General features: G+C 44.4%; 1 protein-coding gene. It reads right to left on the bottom strand.

The window, feature by feature from the left end; all coding sequences use genetic code 11:
- Positions 1 to 1,172 (bottom strand): FG-GAP repeat domain-containing protein (locus VE944_RS31065; protein WP_324986717.1); only part of this gene is annotated, 1,172 nt, incomplete at its 3' end.
- Positions 1,173 to 1,628: the final 456 nt, after the last annotated feature.

The raw sequence follows: 1,628 nt of genomic DNA, 5'->3' as shown, positions 1-1,628 counted from the left end.
TCATCTAGGTCTGGGTCAATGGTGGTGAAGTTACCGATGATTGTTTGATCATCATCATCTCCATCACCACTACCACTATCGTCATCATCGTCATCGTCATTGCTGCTAGCGGTAAATATCAAATCTGTGGGTTTATAATTGGAAGTATTTAGCAGCACAGAGACATTGCTTGAACTGGCATTAGCTACTACTAAATCGAGTTTAGTGTCACCGTCAAAGTCTTCCACAGCAACGGACTCAGGAATTGAACCGACTGTGAAATCAGTGGCAGTGTTAAAGCCGGCATTGCCATCGTTCACTAGCACTGAAACATTGCCAGAACCGGAGTTAGCTACCACCAAATCCTTTTTACCGTCACCGTCAATGTCTGCCACAGCAACGGAACGAGGATTTGTGCCGACTGCGAAACTGGTAGCAGTATTAAAGCCGCCACTGCCATTGTTCAGCAGTACTGAGACATCGTTGGAACTATAGTTAGCCACTACCAAGTCGAGTTTGGTGTCACCGTCAATGTCTGCCACAGCAACGGCAGAGGGACCTGACCCAGCTGTGAAGTTGGTGGCAGCGTTAAAGCTACCACTGCCATTGTTTAGCAAAAGCGAGACATTAGCGGAATTATAGTTTGCTGCTACAATATCTAGGCTGCCGTCACTGTTGAAGTCTCCCACGGCAACCGAACGGGGTTTTGTTCCAACTGTGAAACTGGTAGCAGCATTAAAGCCACCACTGCCATTGTTCACCAGGAGCGAGACATCGGTAGAACCATAGTTAGCTACCACCAAGTCGAGTTTGTTGTCACCGTTAAAGTCTCCTACAGCAATAGAAATGGGTTGTGCCCCAACTAAGAAACTGGTGGAAGTGCCAAAGCCGCCATTGCCATTGTTCAGTAGCAGCAAGACAGTGCTGGAATCATAGTTCGTGACTACAAAATCTAGTTGGCTATCACCGTTGAAGTCTTTTACAACAACAAAATTGCTAAATGTCCCAGCTGGGTAGTCGGTGGCAGAGCCAAAGCCGCCATTACCATCGTTTTGCAACACCGAGACATTGTTGGAACCGGAGTTAGCTACCACCAAATCCTTTTTACCGTCACCGTCAATATCTTCCACCGTAACGGAATTGGGATTTGTCCCAGCTAGGAAGTTAGTGGCATTTGTAAATGATACGCTCATGATGACTTTTATTAATAGTGTCTTCGCTTTCTCACACCTGCTTTTGCTAGTAAAAGTAATATTCTTTGTTAGCAAGGCAAGAATGCACCATAAAGCTTATTGTGTAAATCATGGTAGTTACCTCAGTAAATACACGGTTATAAGTCCAGTTTAGGACTTATGCAAAGGCTTTATTAGCGATCGCATCTACATACACAAGTGTCACAAAGAAGACGTAAATTGAAGCTTGTAGTAGGTACTAAATCCGCAAATTAAAAAACCCCATCCCGCAAGCGAGATGAGGTTGCAAAGCTGCACTAAATAAGCTGTATGAAATTGACGTTTGAAGTTCCTTGCAAGGAACTTTATGTTTTGTCCGAATTATGCTTGCAAGACAAAATCTGATGCCGTCAGAGTTGGCGCACCACTTAGAGTCGCAAATAAACCACCAGATGAATTACCATTAGGGTTGTAGAA

It is taken from the genome of Nostoc sp., assembly GCF_035638895.1.
Classification (GTDB): domain Bacteria; phylum Cyanobacteriota; class Cyanobacteriia; order Cyanobacteriales; family Nostocaceae; genus Nostoc.
The sequence above is the reverse complement of the archived record's forward strand: the minus strand, read 5'-3'. Positions and strand labels throughout refer to the sequence as shown.